This window comes from Roseomonas genomospecies 6 (assembly GCF_008365375.1).
Lineage (GTDB): Bacteria > Pseudomonadota > Alphaproteobacteria > Azospirillales > Azospirillaceae > Azospirillum.
The window spans coordinates 1-18,971 of record NZ_QOKW01000006.1 but is presented as its reverse complement, the minus strand read 5'-3'; the positions used below and the strand labels follow the sequence as shown (position 1 = coordinate 18,971).

Sequence of the window (18,971 nt, the reverse complement as noted above, 5' to 3'; positions counted from 1 at the left end):
ACCCGGCGGTCACTCCGCCGGCATCCGCCGATTCTCGCTCCGCGTCTTCAGAAGCGAGACCACCACGCCGCCCGCGATCAGGGTCAGCGTCACGCCCAGCGAGATCAGCGGGTCCGGCTTGCCGAAGAACTGGGTGTAGAAGATCTTGCCGCCGATGAAGACCAGAACCAGCGCCAGCGCGTATTTCAGGTAACGGAAGCGGTGGACCATCGCCGCCAGCGCGAAGTAGAGAGCGCGCAGACCGAGGATGGCGAAGATGTTGCTGGTGTAGATGATGTAGGGGTCGGTGGTGATGGCGAAGATGGCGGGCACGCTGTCGACCGCGAAGATCAGATCGGCGAACTCCACCATCATCAGCGCCAGGAACAGCGGCGTGGCGTGGAGCGCCGTCCGCCCGTCCGCCCCCTTCTCCCGCACGAAGAAGTTCTGGCCGCGGAAGCCGTCGGTGATCCGCAGATGCCGGTTCAGGAAGCGCAGCGCCGGGTTGTTGGCGAGGTCCGGCTCCTGGTCCACCGCGAACAGCATCTTCACGCCGGTGAGCAGCAGGAAGGCGCCGAAGATGTAGAGGACCCAGTGGAACTCGCTGACCAGGGCGGCGCCCGCGGCGATCATCACGCCGCGCATCACGATCACGCCCAGGATGCCCCAGAACAGCACCCGGTGCTGGTAGGCGCGCGGGACCGCGAAGTAGGTGAAGATCAGCGATATGACGAAGACGTTGTCGAGCGACAGGCTCTTTTCGATGAAGAAGCCCGTGTAATACTGCGCCGCCGCCGCGTCGCCCATCGACCACCAGATCCAGCCGCCGAACAGCAGGGCGACGGCGATGTAGAAGGCCGAGAGGCGGAGGCTTTGCGTCACGCCGATTTCGCGTTCGCGGCGGTTGAGGATGCCGAGGTCGAAGGCCAGCAGGGCCAGAACGATGCCGATGAAGGTCAGCCAGACCCACAGCGGCTTCCCCATAAAATCAAGGAGGACGGGAGCGATAAGGGAATCCATAAGAAGGCCCACTTGATTGCGCTGCGTCTGCAGTGAATTCAAGCGGTTCCGACATCACGGCTGACGCCTCAGCCGTCAGAGGGGCCCGGACCCGAACGCAACGCAAGTGGTGTTGCCCGTTTTCCGTTCAAGATACGCGCCTCGCGAGTCGATCAACTTTTTGCCGGAAACATCCATCCCTTGGCACCGTTGCGCCACGGAAGACGGTCGCTTTGATGCATCCGGGCCACAGTGGATGCAAGAACTCATAATGAGCAAAACACTTATGGTTGCCTTCCCGGCCATCGCTCTTGTGCCGATGGATTCAATCTGCCAAGAACACGGAAAAATCCGCACGCGCAAAAGCACCAGGAGTTTCGCATGAACCAGGCCGAGCTCATCGAGACCGTCGCAACCTCCGCCGGCATCCGCAAGTCCGATGCGGCGAAGGTCGTCCAGTCGGTGTTCGAAGGCATAACCTCGGCGCTCGGTCGTGGCGAGGACGTCCGTCTTGCCGGTTTCGGCATTTTCGAGGTTGCCGAGCGCGCCGCCCGCGAAGGGCGCAACCCGCGCACCGGCGAGGCCGTGAAGATCGCCGCCTCCAAGGCGCCCCGCTTCAAGCCGGCGAAGAATTTGCGCGACGTGGTGAACACCTGATCGACATCGCCTAATCCAAAGCGGCTGAACCAAAGCGGCTGATCTACTGGGGAACGGAGCTGAACGCGGCCATGACCATCGAAGCATCGGAATTGCAGGCCCTGACCGCCAAGGTCGTCGCGGCCTATGTCGGCAACAACATGGTGCCGGTCGCCGACCTGCCGGCGCTGATCCTCAACGTGCAGGCGGCCTTCAACGGCCTGGGCGAGGACAAGGCCGCCCCGGCCAAGGCCGAACTGGTCCCCGCGGTGCCGATCAAGAAGTCGGTGACACCGGAATACATCGTCTGCCTGGAGGACGGAAAGAAGCTGAAGATGCTGAAGCGGCATCTGAAGACCGTCTACGACATGTCTCCGGACGACTACCGCGCCAAATGGGGCCTGCCGGCGGAGTACCCGATGGTCGCCCCGAACTACGCCAAGGCCCGGTCGGAGATGGCCACCAAGCTCGGCCTGGGCCGCAAGCGGGTCACGCAGGACTGACCTCCTCCTTCGCTTGGCGCATCGGTACCATACGCAACAGCGGGCGCTTCCCATGGGAGCGCCCGTACTTGTTTCCATCAATCGCACGGTGCATGGCGGCACGCGGACACCGGAAGACAATGCGAGGCCGACGCAAACACTGCGACATTCCGCGCATAGCGCGATTGTGCAGCGCGACATAAGACTCTTCGCATACGCCTCTGGAGCGTTTCCTCCCTGAACTCGGGCCGTTGGTTCGTCCAACGGCCCCTTTGTTCAGGTCCGCTGAAAGCCGTCGGGCGGCAACCGGTCACCGTGATCGAGAGGGCGCTGCATCAGGACGCTGTCCAGCCAGTTCCCGAACTTGAACCCCACGGCCCTCAGCACACCCGCCGATTCGAACCCCAGGCTGCGGTGCAGGCTTATGGACGCGGCGTTGTCGCTGCCGCCGATCACCGCGATCATCTGGCGGCACCCGGCCGCCGCGCAACGGTCGATCACAGCCGACAGCAGGGCCCGCCCGGCGCCGCGCCCCATGCAGTCGGGGTCGAGATAAATCGAATCCTCGACCGTGTAGCGGTAGGCGGTGCGCAACCGGTAGGGGCCGGCATAGGCGTATCCTATGACCCGCCCTTCCGTCTCCGCAACGACATAGGGCATTCCCCGGGCCAGCACGTCATCCCGCCGACGGGCCAGTTCTTCCAGGCCGGGCGGAACCTCTTCGAAGCTGGCGGTGCCGGTCAGGACGTGGTGGGCGTAGATCGCCTGGATGCGTGCCAGATCGTCCGGGCGGCTGTCGCGGATGTTCATGAAAGGCCTCTCGTGCCGCATCGGGGCGTCGTTCCACCTGGAATAGCACGCCTGCAACCAGTGGAAACAGAGGTGTTGCGGCCGAGCCTCAATGGGAGTTTCACCGGATGGGCCTATGCCCTATAGCCGATGCCGATAACCTGTATGGTCATAGCCTGAGCAAAAGATACAGCCAACTGGCCGAGTGATAACGAAGCGGAGAGAACCGCATCTGCCTTCGTTCCAAACGAAAGTCACCATGTTTTCGCCAATCTTCCAAAAGTTCGCCCGATCTTTTCGGCGCCGGCAAGGACCGAATAGTCCGGATATACGCCAAAAAATATTGCTGCACCGCCGTTTCCAGGCTTGATCCAACTTGGTGGTGGCGGCACAGTATCAATGTCTGATTGACGTGTTCCCGGATAATTTCGGCAAATCCCCTACAAAAAGAATGCCGAAACGATGGGCGTCCCCGAACGTCCACCGAAAGGGTTCTGCGGCAAGAGACGGTGGAGCGTTGGAGAGAGGAGGCTGGAGTGCTCAAGAAACTCCTGACTGGTGAAAACGCCAGCCTGACCCGTTATGTCGAGGAGTCGAAGCGGTTCCCCATCCTGGCCCCCGATGAAGAGCGCGAGTTGGCCGTCGCCTGGCGCGACCGCGGCAACGGCCATGCGCTGGAACGTCTGGTGGGCAGCCATCTGCGGCTGGTCATCAAGATCGCCCGCGGCTTCGGCGGTTACGGCCTGCCGCTGCCCGACCTCGTGGCCGAGGGCAATGTGGGCCTGATGCAGGCCGCGCAGAAATTCGATCCGGAGCGCGGCTTCCGCTTCGCGACCTACGCCACCTGGTGGATTCGTGCGGCCATCCAGGAATACATCCTGCACAGCTGGTCCCTCGTGAAGATGGGCACGACCGCCGCGCAGAAAAAGCTGTTCTTCAACCTGCGCCGCCTGAAGAGCCAGATGGAGGAGCTGGAGCAGGGCGACCTGTCCCCCTCCACCGTCACCGCCATCGCGACCGAGCTGGACGTTCCGGAGCAGGAGGTGATCGAGATGAACCGCCGGCTCTCCTCCAACGACAGCTCGCTCGACGCCGCCCTGTCCAGCGACGGCGAAACCAACTGGCTGGAGCTTCTGGCCGACGACCGTCCGACCCAGGAAAGCGTGATCGCCGACGCCGACGAGCTGGCGCTGCGCCGCCGGCTGGTTGGGCAGGCCCTGGAGCGGTTGGACGACCGCGAGCGCCGCATCCTGTTCGAGCGCCGGCTCAAGGACGACCCGTCCACCCTGGAGTCGTTGAGCCAGCAGTTCTGCGTCTCGCGCGAGCGGGTGCGTCAGATCGAGGTGCGGGCCTTCGAAAAGCTGCAGAAGGCCGTTCTCAGCGCCGCCCAGGCGCTGCGCCGCGCGCCGGCCCACATGGCGGCCTGACGAAGCGGATTCGACGATCTCTGCGATGGTTCCACACATACCGGCGGATGCCACCCGGCTCCGCCGGTATTTTTATTTCGGCTATGAGATTATAGAATGCCGGTCCTGCGACAACTCTGCTGATTTTCATGCCGGTCGAAACCCTTCATAGTGCCGCCCGCAGGTTAGTTACTTTGCATTAACAACAAATTCCGCTAATCTGGCGCGGTCCTATTTCGCGGGGAAGTTGATCCATGTCGCATTCTGCCCAGACGCAATCCATCCTCGACCGAATCTCCTTCTTGCGGATCGACGAACCCACGAAGGCCGTCCTTCGGGAGTTTCAGCCCCATCTCGCGCAGCGAATCGACCAGATCCTGGAGGAGTTCTACAGCTACCTGCGCTCCGTCCCGCAGGTCGCGGCGCTTCTCTCCAACCCCGCGACCGTCAGCCGGGCGCGCGACATGCAGAAGCAGCATTGGCTGAAGAGCGTCTTCACCGGCACCTTCGACGACGCCTACATGGCGCAGGTGCTGAAGATCGGGCAGGCTCACCAGCGCATCGGGCTGGAGCCGCGGTGGTACACGGGCGCCTACTGCTTCACGCTGAACAAGCTGATCGACCTTGCCTATCAGGTCTACCGCAAGAAGCCGGAGAAGCTCGCCCTGCTCATGCAGGCGATCAACAAGGCGGTCTTCCTGGACATGGATCTCGCGACCTCGGTCTATGTCGACCTGAACACCGCGGCGATCATCTCGCGCGAGCTGGGCAGCACCGCCGACTCGTTCGAACGCGAGGTGAAGAGCGTGGTGCAGGCCGTCGCTTCCGCCGCGCAGCAGCTCCAGGGCACCGCCCAGACCATGAGCCGCACCGCCGAGGAAACCAGCGCCCAGTCCACCCAGGTGGCCGCGGCGGCGGAGGAGGCGTCCGTCAATATCCAGACCGTCGCCGCGGCGGCGGAGGAACTGACCGCCTCCATCGGCGAGATCAGCCACCAGGTCACCCAGTCGGCGGCGATCGCCGGCGAGGCCATGTCGCAGGCGGAGCGCACCAACAACACCGTGCAGGGTCTGGCCGACGCCGCCAGCCGCATCGGTCAGGTGGTCAAGCTCATCCACGACATCGCCAGCCAGACGAATCTCCTGGCGCTGAACGCCACCATCGAGGCGGCCCGCGCCGGAGAGGCCGGCAAGGGATTCGCCGTGGTGGCGTCGGAGGTCAAGAGTCTCGCGAACCAGACGGCCAAGGCGACGGAGGAGATCAACTCCCAGATCGGCGCCGTTCAGGGGGCGACCCAGGAAGCGGTCCTGGCCATCCGCTCGATCTCCGAAACCATCGCGCGGATCAACGACATCTCGACCTCCATCGCGTCCGCCATGGAGGAGCAGGGTGCCGCAACCACCGAGATCGCCCGCAACGTCCAGCAGGCGTCCATCGGCACCCGCGAGGTGAGCGAGACCATCGTGCGCGTCAATTCCTCGGCGTCCGACACGGGGTCGGAAGCGCGCAGCGTCCTGTCGGCGACCAACGAACTGTCGATCCAGTCCACGACGCTGCGGACGGAGGTCGACCGGTTCCTGGCGCGGGTGCGCGCCGGCTGATCGCTGGAATGAACGCAGGCCGGCGGCCCGTTGTGGAGCCGCCGGCTCGTTCGTTTTCCGTCGCCGCCCCGTTGTCGGGGGGCGGTGTCCTGGGAAAGCCGCTTTGAGAAGCCGGCGTCAGAGAACGGTGCGCAGGACCGTATCGCTGATCTTGATCTTCGCCGCGTTCGCCGCCGAACGGACGTCTTCCAGCGAGCGCCAGTGGCTGCGGCCACCGATGCTGGTCAGGGCGCCGTTCTGCATCGCGACGAAAAGGCCGGTGCGGCCCAGGTTCACAATCTTGATCATCGCGCTGCCCTCCTTCGTCCCTGGGCTGCGACCCCGTCCCGTTGCCGACCGGCGGTCGCGTATCGCCCCATTTCGTTTAGAGACTTATCAAGAATCCGCGCAAACGGTCAACACGGCCGATCCTCATAGTCCCTAGGTTGTTCAAGACCCGCGACAAGGTCCTTTGTGCGTGGAAATGATAAAATGCTCTCCTTTTCCTTGCGCTCTTTGCGTACGAACCGTCTGCGGCAAGACTTTGCGTGGGCGCGGGGAACGCCTCCCCGCGTCGGTCCGTTCATTCCGCCATAAGGCTTGAAAGTCCGGAGGAGGAATGGACGCCGCCACCGCGTCGCAGGATGTCATCACCCTGCCCGTCACAGTTCGTTCCGCCCGCCGGACCGATCTGCCGGATCTCGAATGGTTCGGGCTGCACACCCCACACCGGGAAATTCTCGCCACGGCCTTCCGCGCGCAGGAGCGCGGAACTGGCGCCCTTCTCGTGGCGGAGGTCAACGGCTTTCCCGCCGGCCAGATCTGCATCGACTTCCAGCGCAAGCGGCATCTGCGCCGCGCCACCTTGTGGGCGCTGCGGGTGTTCCAGCCCTTCCGGAACCGGGGCATCGCCACACGGCTGATGAGCAGCGCGGAGAGCACCGCCCTCGACCACGGCTATTCGGAATCCGAACTGGGCGTGGACCGGGACAACGCCGGGGTACTCGCCTTCTACGAGCGGCTGGGCTATGAGCTGCGCGGCACCGAGCGGGGGCGCTATTCCTACCGCACCCCGGCCGGCGAGTTGGTCAATGTGCCCATCGATCAGTGGATTCTGCGCAAGCCTCTGTTGAGAGAGGCCGTGTGGCAGGCGGGGGCCGGCTTCGCTCCGGTCATTCCGCCGCCAGCGCTATGAGCCGGGCCGGGCGGCGCCGCGGCAGACGGATGCGCGCGCCGTCCAGGATGTCGGCCAATTCCCGCGCGGAGTCGGTGGCCATGGTCAGGGCAACCAGCGGAAGCCAGCGGTCGAAGACCTGGGTCGTCACATCCGCCTCCCCCGCCTGCATGGCCGCCAGCCCGTCCAGCACCGCCATCTCATCCATGCCGACCCGCGAGCAGGAGGGGCAACGGAAGGCAGGTCGGCCCGCGTTGGTCACGGCGAAGGTGCCCAGCAGGGCGAACAGCGGCAGCAGCGCCGAGGACGGCACGCCGGCCACGCCGAAGCCGGCCCGCATCGCCGCCATGGCGCCCGCGGTGCCGTAACGGAACCACTGCCGGAAGCCGGTCAGGAGCGCGCGCTCCGCCGTCGTCAGGTCGGACACCGTCCAGGGCGACAGCCGCCCCTCGCCCACCGAATCGCACATGTTGCCCCTCCCCGACTGAAATGACGAAACCGACCATAGACGATCCACGCTTGAATTGCGAGTCATTCGCATTCGCAGAACATGCGCGTTCTGACGCAGGCTCCCTCCGCCGGAAGCGGTTGTGACAACGATCCGTGACAAAGGCCGGTCCGGTCCGATGGAAAGGTCGGGTTAACCATATTCCGGGACCATTCCCACGCCCGCAGACAGGAGCGTGGAAGGATGAGGCGGACAGTCGGACAATCGCTGCTTGGACTGGTGATGGCGGCGTTTGCGATCTTAGCGGCGATGCTGGGGACGGCGCAGACGGCGGCGGCCCAAATCCACCTGAACCCCGCCTACGGCGACGGCACCCTGCTCGGCCCGACCATGGCGCGCGGCGCGGTGGTGTGGAGCCATGGCCGGTCGGTGGATGTGGAGGACTCCAACGCCCCCACCCCGCTTTACATGAAGACCATGCGCGACGCGGGATGGGACGTGTTCCGGCTGGACCGCATGCGGGTCAGCGACACGCTGCCGAACAGCTCCCGCGCGCTGGCCGGCTATGCCGACCAGTTGAAGGACCGTGGCTACCGAAAGGTCGTTCTGACCGGCCAGTCCTTCGGCGCCTTCATCTCGCTGATGGCCGCCGGGCAGACCGACCGGATCGACGCGGTGGTGGGCACCGCCCCCGCCGCCTTCGGCAATTTCTCCGACGCCTATGACAGCTTCCGCGACAACGCCTCGCAGCTCTGGCCGATCCTGCGCAGGGTGCAGAGCGCGCGGGTGATGCTGTTCTTCTTCCACGGCGACGATTTCGACCCCGGCGGGCGCGGTGATTCGGCGCGCGGCATCCTCTCCTCGCGCGGGCTGGACCACATCGTGGTGGACCAGCCGGCGCTGCTGACCGGCCATGGCGCGGCGGCGACCGGCATGTTCGTCCGTCGCTTCTCCGCCTGCATCCTGCGCTTTGCGGAAGCCCCACCGCGCCAGGGCGACCCGTCCTGCGACGAGTCCTGGGGCCGCACGCCGAGCGCGGAACTGATGCGGGCCGCGGCACCCGAGCCGCGCGGCAGCGGCACCTCCTCCCCCGCGGGAACGGGCGGGCGCAACTTCCTCGGCGTCTGGTACGGCGCCTACATCAACGGGCGGGAGGTGGCGCTGTCCGTGGACACGGTGGATGGCGACGCCGTCCATGCCGACTATGTGCTGGGGCCGGGCATGGAAGCGGACCAGCCCATGGAGCGGGCGCGCCGCAAGGGCCGCATCGAGAACGACGAACTGGTGTTCGACGAGAAGGGGCGCAACGTGCTGCGCTACAGCGTCCGGACGGATGGGCGGCTGTCCGCCACATGGCTGGACCGGTCCGGCAAGGGCCGCTTGGAGACGACCCTCCGCCGGGTGGACTGAGGAAACCCCTCTTTCAAAGCCGGCGGGCGAGCGCCAGAAGCCCGCCGGCGCCGATCATCAGCCCGCCGGTCAGGCGGTTGAGCGTCCGGGCCGCGGAGGCGCTGGTCAGGCGGGCGCCGATGCTGTTGCCCCCGGTGGCGTAGGCCATGATCCAGCCGAACTCGATCACCACCATCACCGTCACCAGCGCCACGAGTTGCGGCGCCAGCGGGGCCGCCGGGTCGATGAACTGCGGGAACAGGGCGGCCATGAAGACGAGCGCCTTCGGGTTGCTGAAGGCGACCAGCAGCCCGCGCAGGAACAGGCGATGGGCGGGGGCTTCCTCCACCGCCGCGGCACCGGCGGCGCGCGGCGAGCCGTCCGGCACCGGCGCCCGCCACGCGGCGATCCCCAGCCACGTCAGATAGGCCACCCCGGCCCACTTCACCGCCTGGAAGGCCGGCTCCGACGCGGCCAACAGGGCGCCGAGCCCCAGCACCGACAGGGTGGCCATCAGCGTCAGGGCCACGCACATGCCAAGCCCGCCCCAGGCCGCCCGGCGGACGCCGTAGCGCAGGCCGAGGCTCATCGCCAGCAGCATGTTGGGGCCGGGGGTCATTGACAGCACGAAGGCGGTCACGAAGAAGAGTCCGAGGGTCTGCCAGTTCATCGCGGTCTTCCGAAGAGGGGCGACGATGTCACCACGGCTCTTCGCGTCTGGCAAACGCGGCTTGTGCAAAGCTGCTCACCGCCGCCCCCGATCATGCCAGCCCGGATCACGGTAATCCCATGGTGGCGTGCGGAGCCATTCCTCCAGACTGCCCGGCGCCGCCCGCCCGCGAACCTGTGGCCGTTCGGCGGATTGGATGCTTTCGGGCGCCTTCGGCCCCAGAAGCGCACCGGGCCACACGCGCCCATCCGGGTCGACCAGCGCCTGATAACGCAACCCCATGGAGGCGATGAACTCGCCCTGCCCGGTCGGGCGCCCGAAGGCGAAACCGCCCACATAGCGGTGACCGTCCGGCAACGTCAGGGTCCCCATGCCGCTGGCGAGTCCGTGCCGGAACAGGCCCTGGAATATCTGCCCGTCCTCCCGCCCGCTGCGTCCCGGCCCTTCGGCCCGCCCATCGGCGAAGACCGCGTCGATCCATCCCGCCGGCTCCCCGTCGATGAACCATTCGAGAAGGCCCGCGCCATGGGCGAAGCCGTTGCGGCACGGGCCGGTCCAGCGAATGGATTTCCGGTTGTCTGGCTCTCTGTCGCGGACGCGGCAGCCGCCGAACGGGTCGGTCACGACCCGTTCCACCGGTTGCCGTTCTCTCCCGTGGACGGGGCACGACTCCACGATGCCCAGCAGAATGGCCAAGCCGGTGAGCAGGAACCGGGTTCGCATGATCGGACACTCCGCACGCGCGCGCAGCCTTGCGCGGGAGCGAATCCAATCACCATGGGAAGGGGCCCGTCTGTGCCCTGCCTCTCACCTCAGGCCGGTTTTCCCCAGCGGGCCGCCGCGTCGTCGTCGGAGTCCTTGGCCTCCACCCAACGCTCGCCTTCCGGGGTCGCTTCCAGTTTCCAGAAGGGCGCCCTGGTCTTCAGCCAGTCGATCAGGAAGTGGCAGCTCTCGAAGGCCGCCTGGCGGTGGGCGCTGGCGGTGGCGACCAGAACGATCCGGTCGCCCGGCTCCAGCCGTCCATAACGATGGATGATGAGCGCATCGTCCAACGGCCAGCGCGCCCGCGCCTCCGCCTCGATGGCCTCCAACTGCTTCTCGGTCATGCCGGGATAATGTTCCAGCGTCATGGCGCTGACGGGCTCGCCGCCCGCCATGTCGCGGACCAGCCCGACGAACAGCGTCACTCCACCGATGCCGGTCTTGCCATCGGACATCGCGGCCAGTTCCGCGCCGACGTCGAAATCCTCGCTCTGTACCCTCACCGTCACGGCACGGTTTCCTTCTTCGGCATTCGTCCTCAAAGCGAACTTCCGTTCGCTTCGGATTCATATTGCCTCATTCGCCGGCTCTCAGCGGATGCCCATGGCATCCGCCTGGCCTCTCGCGGGAACTGTGTTCCCGCGAGAGGCCAGGCTTCGGCCGCGTGTGCGGCCGGGACCGCCGTCGCGGTCCAAAGCGGATCGCAATCCGCTTTAGCCGCCGGTCACAGGCGGGAACAGGGCCACTTCGTCGCCGGGGCCGACCGGGTGATCGTAGGGCACATGCTCCTGGTTCACCGCGACCTTCACCACCGTGCTGTTGGCAAGCGCGTCGGCGTGCTTCGGGCTGCGGGTCTTCAGCCAGTCCACCAGAGCGCCCACGTCGCGGACCTCCGCCGGCAGGTCCACCGTCTCGGTCGCCACGCCGATCTTGGTGCGCAGCCAGGCGAAATAGAGGATCTTCATCACCGAACCTCACTGAAGGGCAGGAATTCCACGATCATCCCCGGCTCGACACGGGTGATCTCTTCCGGCAGTTCGACGAGCCCATCGGACTCGACCATCGACGACAGGATGCCCGCCCCGTCGCGCGGGTGCTTGACCGCGGTCAAAACCCCGTCGGCGGCGCGCGCCAGCGTGGCCCGCACATACTCGCGCCGCCCCGCCTTCTTCTTGTAGGTAAAGCCCGCGCGCAGCGGGAACAAGGCGGGCGCTTCCTCCGCCGCGCCCATCAGCCGAAGCAGGATCGGGCGTGCGATGCGCAGGAAGGTGACCATGACCGCCACCGGGTTGCCCGGCAGGCCGACGAAGACGGCGCCCCCGCCAGCCCCCTTGACCGTGCCCAGCGCCACCGGGCGCCCCGGTTTGATCGCCAGCCGCCAGAAATGCAGCCCGCCCAGAGCCTCCACCGCCGCCTTGACGTGGTCCTCCTCCCCGGTGGACATGCCGCCCGAGGTGATGAGGACGTCATGCCCCTCCGCCGCCTCGGCCAAGGCGCCCCGGATGGCGTCGAACCGGTCGGGCAGGATGCCCAGGTCGGTCACGGCACAGCCGAGCTGGCGCAGCGAGGCGATCAGGGCGAAGCGGTTGGCGTCATAGATGCAGCCGGGCTCCAGCGGCACGCCGGGCTCCCGCACCTCGTCCCCGGTGGAGAAGACGGCGACGCGCAGCGCCGTGCGCACCGCCACCTCCCGCCGTCCCAGCGAGGCGAGCAGCCCGATGTCCTCCGCCCGCAGCCGGCGCCCGGCGGTCAGGACGGTGCTTCCCTGCGCCATGTCCTCCCCCGCGCGGCGGCGGTTGGCCCCGCGCCGGATGCCGGGGGGAATGGCGACGGCGCCGCCTTCCGCCTTGCAATCCTCCTGCATCAGAACGGTGTCGAAACCCTCGGGCATCGGAGCGCCGGTGAAGATGCGCACCGCCTCCCCCCGCTGTCCCGGACGATCCAGCGCATGGCCGGCGGCCACGCGCGCGGTGACCGGCAGAAGCGTGGCGGCGTCGGGCGTCAGGTCGTCGAAGAAGACGGCGTAGCCGTCCACCGCCGAATTGTCGTGGGGCGGCACGTCGAAAGGCGCCACCACATCCTCGGCGAGCACGCGGTCCAGCGCGTCCGCGATGCCGACGCGCCGGGTCTCCGTGACGGGATGGAGGCGGCCGGCGAGAAGCTCCAGCGCACGGTCCACCGCCATCATCTCGCCGCCGAAGGCGAAGCAATCGTCGCTCAGCTGAGCCATGGCCACACTCCACCCTGCAAACCCGCCGTCCGGCGGATCGACCTCTTCGTCGGCTTAGACAGCCTGCCCCGTCGCCCCGCACCGGTCCAGCGCGCAACGCTCGATGATGAAGGACGCGATGGCCTCCTCGTCGTTCAGGTCGAAGACCCGAACCCCGGCGCCCGGCACCGGGCCGTCGCTGGCGATGGCGACGATGCTGGGATCGTCGGGCGCGATCAGGGGCTTGCCCACCGACGCGCGCCAGACCTCGATCTTTTCGTGGGGCTCGCGCTTGAAGCCTTCGATCAGCAGAAGATCGACGGGCGACAGCTTCGGCAGCAGTTCGGTCAGGGTCAGCTCCGGCTCGTCGTCCCGGATCTCGTGCATCAGTGCCCAGCGGCGGGGGGAACTGACCAGCACCTCCGTCGCGCCGGCCACCCGGTGGTTGTGGCTATCCTTGCCGGGATGATCGATGTCGAAGCCCTTGTGCGCGTGCTTCATGGTCGAAACGGTCAGGCCACGCCGGATCAGCGCCGGAATCAGGCGGACGATCAGCGTCGTCTTGCCGCTGCCGCTCCACCCCGTCAGGCCGAACATCTTCATGGAAGCCCCTATCCTCCGCCTTGCCGCCCATCGCTGCGCGGGCGTTCCCCGGTCATACGGCCGGGAAATGATTGCTTCATCATTTTCCAGCCGTGAAACCCGTCAGATCAACGCTTTAGCGTTGATCGAGAGGGTGATGCCAACGGCACCTTCAGGCGCCGTTGGCATCACATAGCAGAAACACGCGGGCATGCGAACGGACAAACCGGAATGACGGCCTGCTCTGCCGCTTGCCGGAAAGCCTCCGCCACGAAAGGCGGATCAGCCCAAACCAGATTATCCCAAACCAGATTATCCGGGCGTGCGGGCCGGATTCCCGGAGGCGCCCTTCTGCGGCTTGGGCGGCTGGTGGGCCATCATGTGCTTCAGCCCGGCGCGCATGTAGTCCCAACCGGTGACGAAGGTGAGGATCGCCGCCACCCACAGGCCCAGCGTGCCGATCAGCGTGACCGGGATGTGGGCCGGCCCGTAATCGCCGACGATCAGGAAGCCGATCGCCACCATCTGGATCGTGGTCTTCCACTTGGCCATCCAAGTGACCGGCACCCCGACGTTCAGCCCGGCCAGATACTCCCGAAGGCCGGACACCAGAACCTCGCGCAGCAGGATGACCACGGCGGCCAGCACCGACAGTCCGGACAGCCGCGTGAAGGCGACCAGCATGATCAGGGTGGCGGCGACCAGCAGCTTGTCCGCGATGGGGTCCAGGAACTTGCCGATGACGCTTTCCTGTTCCCAGGCGCGGGCCAGATAACCGTCGAACCAGTCGGTGATGCAGGCCGCGGCGAACAGGGCGCAGGCCGTGTAGGCCGCCCAGGTCTCCGGCACGTAGAACAGCCCGACGACCACGGGAATCACCGCGATGCGCGACAGGGTGAGCAGATTGGGCAGGCTGGTCAGCATCGGTCGGAACTCTGGAGTCGGGGGAAACGCGCGTCGGGCGGCGTCATTCTAACCGTCTGAATGGAAATGATCGTATATCTTTTTCGCCACCGTCTTGCTGATCCCTTCGACCGACTCCAAATCCGCCAGACCGGCGCGGGACACGGCGACGGCGCTGCCGAAGTGATGCAGCAGGGCCTTCTTCCGGCTGGGTCCGATCCCCGGAATCTCGTCGATCATCGACTTGCCCAACGCCTTGGTGCGCTTCGCCCGGTGGGTGCCGATGGCGAAGCGGTGCGCTTCGTCGCGCAGCCGCTGCAGGAAATAGAGAACGGGATCGCGCATCTCCAGTTGGAAGGGCGCGCGGTCCGGCATGTAGAAGTGCTCCCGCCCGGCGTCGCGGTCCGGCCCCTTGGCGATACCGACCAGCGGCACGTCGTCGATTCCCAGGTCGGCCAGGACCCCCAGCGCCATGTTGAGCTGCCCCTGCCCGCCGTCGATCAGCACCAGATCGGGCCAGGTGCCCTGCGTCCGCTCCGGGTCCTCCTTGATGGCGCGCCCGAATCGGCGGGCCATGACCTCGCGCATCATGGCGAAGTCGTCCCCGGCGGCCCCCTCCGTCTTGATGTTGAACTTGCGGTAGGCATTCTTGATGAAGCCCTCCGGCCCCGCCACGATCATCGCGCCGATGGCGTGTGCGCCCTGGACGTGGGAGTTGTCATAAACCTCGATGCGCTGCGGCGGGCCGTCCAGCCCGAAGACCGTCGCCACCCCGTCGAGAAGGCGCGCCTGGGACGAGCTTTCCGCAAGCCGCCGCCCGTGCGCTTCCCGCGCGTTGGTCAGTGCGTGGTCCACGATGCGGCGCTTGTCGCCCCGCTTGGGCGCGGCCAGTTCCACCCGGTGCCCGGCGCGCAGCGACAGCGCTTCGGTCAGCAGGTCGTGCTCCGGCAGGTCGTGGCTGACCAGAACGAGACCGGGTGCGGCCTTGTTCTCGTAGAACTGGGCGATGAAGGCGGCCAGCACCTCCGGCATCTCCGCCGCCTTGTCGTGGCTGGGGAAGTAGGCGCGGTTGCCGTAGTTGCGTCCGCCGCGGAAGAAGAACACCTGCACGCAGGTCATCCCGCCCTCCGCATAGGCGGCGATGACGTCGGCGTCCTCGATCACGCCTTCGATGTTGATGTCCTGATGAGCCTGCACGGCGGTCAGCGCGCGGATACGGTCGCGGTAGCGGGCGGCGGTCTCGTAATCCATGGCCTCCGCCGCCTCGGTCATCCTCGCGGCGAATTCCGTCTGGATGTCCCGGCTCCGGCCCGACAGGAAGGCGCGGGCCTGATCGACCTGTGCCTGATACTCGGCCGGGCTGACCCGCTCCACGCAGGGCGCCGTGCAGCGCTTGATCTGGTACTGCAGACAGGGCCGCGTGCGCACTGAGAACACCGAATCGGCGCAGTTGCGCAGCAGGAAGGCGCGCTGAAGCGCCGTGATCGTCCGGTTGACCGCTCCCGCCGACGCGAAGGGACCGAAATAGTCGGCGTCGCGCGACCGCGCCCCACGGTGCTTGGTCAACTGCGGATAGTCGTGGTCCTTGGTGATCATGATATGCGGAAAGGTCTTGTCGTCCCGCAGCAGCACGTTGTAGCGCGGCATCAGCCGTTTGATCAGGTTCGATTCCAGGAGCAGCGCCTCGACCTCGGTGTGGGTCGTGACGAACTCCATGGTCTCCGTCTCCGACACCATGCGCTGCAGCCGCACGGGCAGGCGGTTGACCTGGGTGTAGTTGAACACCCGCCGCTTCAGGTTCTTGGCCTTGCCGACGTAGAGAACCGCCCCGTCGCCCGCCAGCATGCGGTACACGCCGGGGGTCTGCGGCAGCGTCTTCAGATGGTCCCGGATCACCTCCGCCCCACGGGCGAGGTCGGCGGGCCGCCGCCGTGGACGCGGCGCGGCGCCGGCGGGGTCCGTCTCCGGGGCGATGAGATCCATGGAATTGTCTGTGGTATCGGCCATGTGTCGAATGTCGTCGAGCCGGGGATACCGGTCAACCGCCCCCTGTCCTGAATGGTTAATGCAAACGACTCACCCCTTCAGAGGGAGCCCTTCCGGATATCCACGACTCCTGTGGATAAGTGTGTCGATAACCTGCTGGTTACCCCGTCCGAACCAAGGCGGCCCAAGGGGTTTCCAAGCTCTGCTCAAAATTTTGGCATTTCCCTTAAGCCATTGATTTTATTTATTCGACCCGGAGTCAAGCCGGCTCTTTGGCGCTGCGCCATTAATTTTCCGAATCGCGCAAACAGCCTCTTGCGCAGGCCGGGCCGGATGTGTAAAACGCGCGGTCCTCCTGCCAGGGTGCCGCCTGAACGAGGCCGAAAAGCACGGCACGGCGCAGCACCGCTCGTCCTTATGGCCTATTCCCTTGGAACGAAGCCAAAGGCCGGCTGGGCCCACCCCAGGTGCTCGCCTCCGTCCAGCGCGACCATCTGTCCGGTGACCGAAGGCGCATCGATCAGGAAGCGCAAGGCCGCGCAAATCTCCTCCGGCGACGGGCCGCGCTTGAGTGGGGTCGCGTCGCGCTGGGCCGCGAACTCCTCGTCCGTCTGCCGGACGTTCTTCAAGGTCGGCCCCGGCCCGATGGCGTTGACCCGGATGCGGGGAGCGAGCGCCATGGCGAGGGTCTGGGTCAGCGTCCACAGGCCCGCCTTCGACAAGGTGTAGGAGATGAAGTGCGGGGTGAGGTTCCACACCCGCTGATCGATCATGTTGACAATCAGCCCCTCCATGTCCGTTGGCACCTGTGCCGCGAATCTCTGGCTCAGCACGAAGGGCGCGCGCAGGTTCGCCTCCATATGCCGGTCCCAGGAGTCCCGCGTCACATCCTTCACCTCGTCCCGCTCGAAGCGGGAGGCGTTGTTGACCAGCAGCGACAGGGCTCCCAGCCGCTCCACTGCCTCGGGCACGAGCGCCTGTGCGTCCGATTCGCGCTCCAGATCGGCCTGAAGGGCGACAGCGATGCCGCCCTGCCCGACGATGTGCGCGACCACCGAGTCGGCCTCGCTTCGGGAATGCCCGAAATGGACCCCCACCCGCCAGCCATGCGCTGCGAGGTCGAGCGCGATGGCGCGTCCGATCCGCTTCCCCGCCCCGGTGACCAGGGCTGCTTTCCTCTTGATCTCGACCATGCCGCCATAGGTACCCTGCCACCCGTTCCGGTCAAGGGGGTTCCCTTGAGGTCAAGGTCCGGACCGGTGAAGGACGCACGGAGCAGGATGCGGTCATGCTGAGGGAAGCCTTCGAATATCTGACCACGCCCTGCCCGCCGCTGGCCCGCCGCTACGGGTATCTGGCGGAAGCGCTGGCCCTCGGCGCCCGCTACCGGCGCCAACGGCGGGCCTGGGCTCCCCATGTCGACGCCTGCCGCCGCTTCGTCCAGGAGGCCGCGGAGCAGGTCCCGCGGGGTGGACGGGCGCTGGTGGCCGGTTCCGGCTTGCTGATCGAGATCCCGCTGCCCACCCTGGCGAAGCGATTCGACGAGGTGCTGCTGATCGACATGCTTCACACGCACGCCGTCCGCCGTCAGGTTCGGCGCCATTCCAACGTCCGCCTACTCACGCTCGATGTGACCGGCACGCTGGACCGGTTGGACACCGTGTCGGACGGCCAGCCGCTTCCCGCGCCATGCCCGCCCGAACCACCGGGGGGACGTTTCGCCTTCGCCATCTCCTGCAATCTCCTGTCGCAGCTCCCCCTGCTGCCCCTGGAGGTCATCGATCGGAAGGCCCCGGCAACCTCGCTTGCGGAGCGGGAGTGCTTCGCCCAGGCTCTGGCGCGCAGTCACCTGTCCTGGCTTGCCAGAGTCGCCGCACAGGCGGCGCTCTTCACCGACACCGAAAGCCTCTGGCTGGAGAAGGGTACGGTCCAAGAGCGTGAAGACTCTCTCTGGGGGCTCGACCTTCTCCCACCCGACCGCTCCTGGGACTGGGACATCGCCCCCGCTCCGGAGGAAGACCGTCGGCGCAGTCTGCGTCACAGGGTCGGCGCGTGGTTCAGTCCGCCAGTCCCAACTGACTCCTCACCGTGTGACAGGCATCGCTCCCCGCCGTGAATTCCCGGCACACCAATGGCCGGTGCTCATAGACGCTGCAGAAGACGGAGTCGCCGAGGGTTCCCATCAATGCGGCGCAGCGGTTCCCGTTGCACCGCATGCGCCCGTCTTCCTTAAGGTGCTCCATGATACCATCGCCGTCCCAATCGCCGATGAAAGTCGGCCACTCCCAGGAGTAGGCGCAGCACGCGCCGCAGCTTTCGCAGTCCGGTACGGACTCACCCGCCGACATGATACCCCCCATTCCCGTTCCACCTTCCCTGTCCCCCGTCCGCACCTTTCAATCCCCTCCCCCGCTGCGCGGTTCAGGGTTTGGGAGGGCCCCCGTGGCGACACCCCGAACACGACGAAAAGCCGGCGCTTCCCTTGCGGAGAAGCGCCGGCTTGTCGTTCATGAAGCCGATTGTCGCGTGACTGTACAACGTTCCGCTGCGTCCGGACCGGTTTTGGTCTGGCGTGTGCCGTGGTGACCTGGCGGCGACCTACTCTCCCACGTCTTGAGACGCAGTACCATCGGCGCTGAGGCGTTTCACGGCCGAGTTCGGGATGGGATCGGGTGTTGGGAGCCTCGCCATGACCACCAGGTCACCAAGGCACACGCGAACCGGCCGGAACGGACGGGCGGGTATCGTTAAGCGAGGACGTTTTTCGATGCGGTTTGCTTTTGCGGTGCTGGCTCGTGCGCCCAGGGCTGGCCGCTGCGCGCGGGCCGCCACTGGGAAAGATCAAGCCTATCGAGCGATTAGTAAGGCTCAGCTTCAGGCGTTGCCGCCGGTCCACATGCCTCCTATCGACGTGATGGTCTGTCACGGCTCTCAAGGGAGTTCTGGTTTTGAGGTGGGTTTCCCGCTTAGATGCTTT

The 18,971-nt window shown here is 66.4% G+C and carries 21 protein-coding genes and 2 rRNA genes; 7 read left to right on the top strand and 16 right to left on the bottom strand.

Features of this window, described 5'->3' with window-relative positions:
* Positions 1 to 9: 9 nt before the first annotated feature.
* Positions 10 to 963, bottom strand: a complete 954-nt coding sequence (locus DS843_RS09760; protein ID WP_475849068.1) for a TerC/Alx family metal homeostasis membrane protein — start codon at positions 961 to 963, stop codon at positions 10 to 12.
* A 267-nt stretch (positions 964 to 1,230) separates the two neighbouring features.
* Between DS843_RS09760 and DS843_RS09755 the strand changes: the two genes are divergently transcribed.
* Entirely contained in the window at positions 1,231 to 1,635 is a 405-nt protein-coding gene (locus tag DS843_RS09755) for an HU family DNA-binding protein (protein WP_475849067.1), read from the top strand.
* 71 nt (positions 1,636 to 1,706) lie between these two features.
* Positions 1,707 to 2,117, top strand: coding sequence for a Ros/MucR family transcriptional regulator (locus DS843_RS09750; protein WP_149468697.1), 411 nt, complete (start codon positions 1,707 to 1,709; stop codon positions 2,115 to 2,117).
* Positions 2,118 to 2,372: 255 nt separating this feature from the next.
* Here the strand turns inward: DS843_RS09750 and DS843_RS09745 are convergent, their stop codons facing one another.
* Complete coding sequence (locus tag DS843_RS09745; RefSeq protein WP_149468696.1) at positions 2,373 to 2,906, bottom strand: GNAT family N-acetyltransferase; 534 nt, start codon at positions 2,904 to 2,906, stop codon at positions 2,373 to 2,375.
* 515 nt (positions 2,907 to 3,421) lie between these two features.
* Here DS843_RS09745 and rpoH point away from each other — a divergent pair.
* Together rpoH and DS843_RS09735 are read left to right on the top strand one after the other, a co-directional pair.
* On the top strand, positions 3,422 to 4,312 hold the full coding sequence (gene rpoH, locus DS843_RS09740; protein ID WP_149468695.1) for an RNA polymerase sigma factor RpoH: 891 nt from the start codon (positions 3,422 to 3,424) through the stop codon (positions 4,310 to 4,312).
* Positions 4,313 to 4,545: 233 nt separating this feature from the next.
* Positions 4,546 to 5,892, top strand: coding sequence for a globin-coupled sensor protein (locus tag DS843_RS09735; RefSeq protein ID WP_149468694.1), 1,347 nt, complete (start codon positions 4,546 to 4,548; stop codon positions 5,890 to 5,892).
* 117 nt (positions 5,893 to 6,009) lie between these two features.
* Here DS843_RS09735 and DS843_RS31130 read toward each other — a convergent pair whose 3' ends face one another.
* Positions 6,010 to 6,180, bottom strand: a complete 171-nt coding sequence (locus DS843_RS31130; protein WP_167525254.1) for a hypothetical protein — start codon at positions 6,178 to 6,180, stop codon at positions 6,010 to 6,012.
* 310 nt (positions 6,181 to 6,490) lie between these two features.
* Here DS843_RS31130 and DS843_RS09730 point away from each other — a divergent pair, with 310 nt between their 5' ends.
* The gene (locus DS843_RS09730) at positions 6,491 to 7,066 is read left to right on the top strand and encodes a GNAT family N-acetyltransferase (protein WP_149468693.1); all 576 of its coding nucleotides are present in this window, start codon (positions 6,491 to 6,493) and stop codon (positions 7,064 to 7,066) included.
* Here DS843_RS09730 and DS843_RS09725 read toward each other — a convergent pair.
* Positions 7,044 to 7,514, bottom strand: a complete 471-nt coding sequence (locus tag DS843_RS09725; RefSeq protein ID WP_149468692.1) for a hypothetical protein — start codon at positions 7,512 to 7,514, stop codon at positions 7,044 to 7,046. The two genes, DS843_RS09730 and DS843_RS09725, sit on opposite strands and share 23 nt — an antisense overlap.
* Before the next feature lie 222 nt (positions 7,515 to 7,736).
* On the opposite strand from DS843_RS09725, the gene DS843_RS09720 reads away from it, so the two are divergent.
* Positions 7,737 to 8,903 (top strand): alpha/beta hydrolase family protein, encoded by a 1,167-nt coding sequence (locus DS843_RS09720; protein WP_149468691.1) that lies wholly within the window; start codon positions 7,737 to 7,739, stop codon positions 8,901 to 8,903.
* 13 nt (positions 8,904 to 8,916) lie between these two features.
* Here DS843_RS09720 and DS843_RS09715 read toward each other — a convergent pair whose 3' ends face one another.
* From DS843_RS09715 to DS843_RS09675, 9 genes are all read right to left on the bottom strand, one after another.
* Positions 8,917 to 9,552, bottom strand: coding sequence for a LysE family translocator (locus tag DS843_RS09715; RefSeq protein WP_149468690.1), 636 nt, complete (start codon positions 9,550 to 9,552; stop codon positions 8,917 to 8,919).
* 75 nt (positions 9,553 to 9,627) lie between these two features.
* Complete coding sequence (locus DS843_RS09710; RefSeq protein ID WP_149468689.1) at positions 9,628 to 10,275, bottom strand: MORN repeat-containing protein; 648 nt, start codon at positions 10,273 to 10,275, stop codon at positions 9,628 to 9,630.
* An 89-nt stretch (positions 10,276 to 10,364) separates the two neighbouring features.
* Positions 10,365 to 10,823, bottom strand: coding sequence for a molybdopterin synthase catalytic subunit MoaE (gene moaE, locus DS843_RS09705; RefSeq protein WP_149468688.1), 459 nt, complete (start codon positions 10,821 to 10,823; stop codon positions 10,365 to 10,367).
* Positions 10,824 to 11,027: 204 nt separating this feature from the next.
* Positions 11,028 to 11,279 (bottom strand): molybdopterin converting factor subunit 1, encoded by a 252-nt coding sequence (moaD, locus tag DS843_RS09700; RefSeq protein WP_149468687.1) that lies wholly within the window; start codon positions 11,277 to 11,279, stop codon positions 11,028 to 11,030.
* Positions 11,279 to 12,544, bottom strand: coding sequence for a molybdopterin molybdotransferase MoeA (gene moeA, locus DS843_RS09695; protein ID WP_149468686.1), 1,266 nt, complete (start codon positions 12,542 to 12,544; stop codon positions 11,279 to 11,281). The genes moaD and moeA overlap by 1 nt, the downstream gene beginning before the upstream one ends.
* Before the next feature lie 54 nt (positions 12,545 to 12,598).
* Complete coding sequence (gene mobB / locus DS843_RS09690) at positions 12,599 to 13,126, bottom strand: molybdopterin-guanine dinucleotide biosynthesis protein B (RefSeq protein WP_149468685.1); 528 nt, start codon at positions 13,124 to 13,126, stop codon at positions 12,599 to 12,601.
* A 291-nt stretch (positions 13,127 to 13,417) separates the two neighbouring features.
* Complete coding sequence (gene pgsA, locus DS843_RS09685) at positions 13,418 to 14,029, bottom strand: CDP-diacylglycerol--glycerol-3-phosphate 3-phosphatidyltransferase (RefSeq protein ID WP_149468684.1); 612 nt, start codon at positions 14,027 to 14,029, stop codon at positions 13,418 to 13,420.
* A 48-nt stretch (positions 14,030 to 14,077) separates the two neighbouring features.
* The gene (gene uvrC / locus DS843_RS09680; protein ID WP_149468683.1) at positions 14,078 to 16,015 is read right to left on the bottom strand and encodes an excinuclease ABC subunit UvrC; all 1,938 of its coding nucleotides are present in this window, start codon (positions 16,013 to 16,015) and stop codon (positions 14,078 to 14,080) included.
* Positions 16,016 to 16,416: 401 nt separating this feature from the next.
* Positions 16,417 to 17,187: an SDR family oxidoreductase gene (locus DS843_RS09675; protein WP_149468682.1), complete on the bottom strand. Its 771-nt coding sequence runs from the start codon at positions 17,185 to 17,187 to the stop codon at positions 16,417 to 16,419.
* Between the two features lie 95 nt (positions 17,188 to 17,282).
* On the opposite strand from DS843_RS09675, the gene DS843_RS09670 reads away from it, so the two are divergent.
* On the top strand, positions 17,283 to 18,110 hold the full coding sequence (locus tag DS843_RS09670) for a hypothetical protein (RefSeq protein ID WP_149468681.1): 828 nt from the start codon (positions 17,283 to 17,285) through the stop codon (positions 18,108 to 18,110).
* Here DS843_RS09670 and DS843_RS09665 read toward each other — a convergent pair.
* The 3 genes from DS843_RS09665 to DS843_RS09655 all read right to left on the bottom strand — a co-directional run.
* Positions 18,052 to 18,342: a YkgJ family cysteine cluster protein gene (locus DS843_RS09665; protein ID WP_286192022.1), complete on the bottom strand. Its 291-nt coding sequence runs from the start codon at positions 18,340 to 18,342 to the stop codon at positions 18,052 to 18,054. The genes DS843_RS09670 and DS843_RS09665 overlap by 59 nt on opposite strands.
* 237 nt (positions 18,343 to 18,579) lie before the next feature.
* Positions 18,580 to 18,695, bottom strand: a 5S ribosomal RNA gene (gene rrf, locus DS843_RS09660).
* Positions 18,696 to 18,831: 136 nt separating this feature from the next.
* Positions 18,832 to 18,971: ribosomal RNA gene (locus DS843_RS09655) — 23S ribosomal RNA — on the bottom strand; the annotation flags it as partial.